We start from the raw sequence: 3,708 nt of genomic DNA on the forward strand, positions 1-3,708 counted from the left end.
ATGCCGTCGGCGCGGTCAGAGGGAGCGCGTCCAAAGCTGCCATTATGTTGGCCTCCCTCAATGCTCGAACAGGCGCCGGCCCGCAGGGATCGCCGATAGTTCCCGCCGTGAGCCAGGTCCGCTTGCGGACGCGGTTGGATCGCGGGAGGCGTCCGCTTCGGAGAAGTCCGTCGGGCCTGTGCTCGTCCGCTCCGCGGCGAATCTGCCTTCTCCTGGTGTCCGGTATCGGGAGCGCCGCAGCGACGGGCAATGTCCGGTTTGGCGAGGCCAAAAGGGTCCTCGGATGACGGCTATGGGTCGGGTGCGGAAATTCAGCAACCGCACCGTACCGTCCGCAGCGGCCCCAGCAGCGGACGTTCATCGCCCCTCGCGGAATTGTCTGCAAGCCGATTCCGGTCAGCAGCGGGACGGCCGCCTCTGCCGATCTCGCCCCCTCCATCACGGTTCGTTTGCCGCGACGGAAGAATCCATCGTGGCGATCCAGGCCAGCGTCGCTGGTACCCTACGGGGCACGCCATGACAGGTGAGGGTGAGCAGCAGCTTGATGTTCTTTATTTGTTCTTAGCGCGATGCCGCGTCACGTGGCATAATTCATGCAGAGTCGAACTGGACTGCACCCCTGGACTGAGACAGAAGAATTAGGGTGACATGGGCGATCGGAGGCTGAGTGCCCGACAAGCCCAAGCGTCCCGCACGCAGTTTCCCGGCCTCGCTGAAGCAGGCGGCCAGGCTGGAAGCCGCCGCAAGAATCGGGGCCGTGCCGGTCTGCGATCTACTCGTGAGGCACGGCTGCCTCGGGCGCGGGCCGTTTGTTGGCGACCGCCAAGGCGAGCCCGCCCAGGATCAGGACGACGCCCGCCGCGAACATCAGGCCGAGCTGATCGCCGAAGAGAACCGACGCGGCGGCAATGCCGAACACCGGCTGGAGATATTGCACGCTTGCCGCGACCCGGGCCGGGACTGCGCGGAGCAGGTAGAGCCACAGCAGCAGCCCCGCGACGGTCACCATGACGCCGAGATACATGATCGCCCATGCCCCCTGCATCGTGATCCGCAGGGGCTCGTGCATCAGTTCCCAGCCGGCCAGGGGCAGGATCGCGACGAGGCCGGCCAGGGCGTTCCAGGCCGCCACGGGCAAGGTGCCGTATCTTGCAGTGAGCTCGGCGCTCCAGATGTAATAGAACGCGATCGCGACAGCCGAAACGAGCATCCAGGCCACGCCTGCGGCCGTGGTCCTGGTCAGGTCGTCAGTGCCCGATCCGCTTCCCGCGGCCACCAGCGCAATCCCGGCGAAGGCCCCGAGCAGGCCGATCCACTGCCGGCCTGCCACAGCCTGGTCGAGGCGGATGGCCGCGAAGATGACGATGAAGATGGGGATCGTCGCGGAGATGGTCGTTCCGGCCGAGGCCGATGTGCCCTGCACGCCGAAGGATTGCGCGACATTTCCCAGGGTGATGCCCATCACGCCGAGCGCGACGACGCCGGGAACCGCCCGCCACGGCAGGTGAAGCCGACCTGCCGCCAGCACCAGGAACAAGGGGACCGCCACGAGGAAGCGCAGGGCGGTGAGCGTCAGCGGCGGAATCGTCTCCAGCCCCAGCTTCGTGATCGGAATCGACAGGCCCCACATGATCGCCAGCAACAGCATCGCGCCGACGCTTTTCGCCGACAGCAGCCGGGCGGGGATGGCGACAGGCGGGACGGCTGCGGCGTCGGTGGCGTTCTGCGTCATGGCGGTTCTGCTGGCTGCGATTGGCAGGTGCGTGCATCCGTGTCATGTCTACAAGCCGTCAAACGCCGCCAACAAACCATTTGTCCTCACAGGACGTGTGATCAGTGATCACGCGTAGATGTCATGCCCGACCAGCTTCCGCCGCTGCAGACCCTTCGCGCCTTCGAGGCGACCGGCCGAAGGCTGAGCATGACGCTGGCGGCGGAGGAGCTGCATTTGACCCATGGCGCGGTGAGCCGCCAGATCAAGGCGCTCGAGGACCATCTGGGGGTCCAGCTGTTCCGCCGCCTGACCCGCAGGATCGAACTGACCGAAGCGGGCCTCTCGTTCTTCGGCGCGGTGACCCGGCTGCTCTCCGAACTCGCGCGCGAGGCGGAGATCGTTCGCCGCAAGAATGACGACGCGCGCCTCGTCGTCAGCTCGGGCGTTTCCTTCGCCAGCAAATGGCTGACATCGCGCCTGCACAGGCTGATGGCGCGATACCCGGATTTCGACATCCATCTCGAAGTGGCCGACGTTGCGGTGGATTTCGCGGCCGGTCACGTCGACGTAGCCCTGCGCTACGGGGACGGCCGATATCCCGCCGCGGCGGCGGAGCGGATCATGAACGAAACGGTCTCTCCCGTGTGCGCGCCGGGCTATCGCGACCGCATGGGCGGGCTGCAATCGCCAAGCGATCTGGCCGGATGCCAACTGATCCACGAGATCGGCATGAACGCGACCTGGGAGCGCTGGTTCGCGATGATGGAGCTGCCATATCCGAAGATGCGGGGGCCCGGCTACAGCCTCGGGAGCATGTCGATCGAGGCTGCGATCCGGGGGGAGGGCGTGGCCCTCGGGCGGAGCGTTCTGGTGGCCGAAGACCTCGCGGCAGGCCGCCTCGTGGCGCTGTTCCCGCAAGCCAGGCTGGAGGTCGAATGGGGGTACGATCTGGTCTACCGGATCGGCGACCGGGATCACCCGAAGGTTCGAGCCTTCAGGACTTGGGTGGCCGACGAAATCCGGGCCGGGTCTTGATGGCGGGGCGCCAACATCATTGCGGTGCACTGCATTTTTGGCGGGCTTCCGCCCGCATCGGAATGCGGCAGGGACCAATCTGGCGCAGGGTCGGTCCCGGATCGCGAAAGGGGGGTGTGGTAGCACGCTGTTCCGGGCGCGCCTCACGGGCTGAGCGCTCGATGGTCTCCGTCCCAAGGGTGGGCGGCGGGCTCATGTTCCCTTTTTGTTCTTGACGTGATGCCGCATCGCGCTGCATAATCCAGGCAGAGTCGAACAGTCGCGCCCGCCCGGCACTGCCGTGGCGGGCTTTTTCGTAGGAGGCCGGAATGGAGGAGGGTGTCGTCGCATGGGCCGTGGAGGTCGATGAGGGCCCGCGGTCGTTCGCCCGGTGCTTCACGCGGCATGGCAATGGCCGCCTGGCTGCCGCGGAGGTCGGCTATAAGAGGCCCGGCGTTCGAGCGCACCGCCTGCTGGAAAGGGCCGAGGTCGTGGTCGCCTGCCTGGAGGAGGTCGAGCTCGACCGGCGAAATGGACTCCCGCTGTGTCCCACCGTCAGGCGCAAGCTGACCGCTTCGATCGCGCGGGCCCGCAAGCGCGGCGGCGCCACCGCCGAGTCCACCGCCGCTCTGCCCAAGCTGGAGCAGGCGGTCGAGGAGTTCCGGCGCCACCACGGGTTCGAAGAGAGGGAAGCCCGGGCCGCGCCCTCACTCGAAATTTCCGGCGCGATTTCCACCCCGGGTCAGCCCCCTGGCAGGCTCTCTTCCCAAGGAGAGGTCAAGGGTTGCGAGCCCGGGGTCACGTCGTCGACTTGCCCTGTCCTGCCGCGCTGGAAGCTGGCGCCCGTCTTCCGGGGCCTCAGGAAGCCGTCGCGCTACAAGGCGGTGCATGGCGGGCGCGGCTCGGGCAAGTCGCATGTCTTTGCCGAGCTCCTGGTGCGGCGCTGCGTCGAGGCGGCGCCGGTGCGGGCGGTGTGCATC

3 protein-coding genes are annotated in these 3,708 nt (G+C 67.3%); 2 read left to right on the forward strand and 1 reads right to left on the reverse strand.

Annotated features, from left to right (window positions below):
• Window positions 1–772: 772 nt before the first annotated feature.
• Complete coding sequence (locus FFK22_RS41170; protein ID WP_221939275.1) at window positions 773–1,732, reverse strand: DMT family transporter; 960 nt, start codon at window positions 1,730–1,732, stop codon at window positions 773–775.
• Window positions 1,733–1,855: 123 nt separating this feature from the next.
• On the opposite strand from FFK22_RS41170, the gene gcvA reads away from it, so the two are divergent.
• Complete coding sequence (gene gcvA / locus FFK22_RS41175) at window positions 1,856–2,749, forward strand: transcriptional regulator GcvA (protein WP_138893115.1); 894 nt, start codon at window positions 1,856–1,858, stop codon at window positions 2,747–2,749.
• 308 nt (window positions 2,750–3,057) lie between these two features.
• Window positions 3,058–3,708: hypothetical protein (locus FFK22_RS41180; RefSeq protein ID WP_221939276.1), on the forward strand; the 651-nt coding region annotated here is incomplete at its 3' end.

Source organism: Mycobacterium sp. KBS0706 (assembly GCF_005938675.2).
GTDB lineage: Bacteria > Pseudomonadota > Alphaproteobacteria > DSM-16000 > Inquilinaceae > Inquilinus.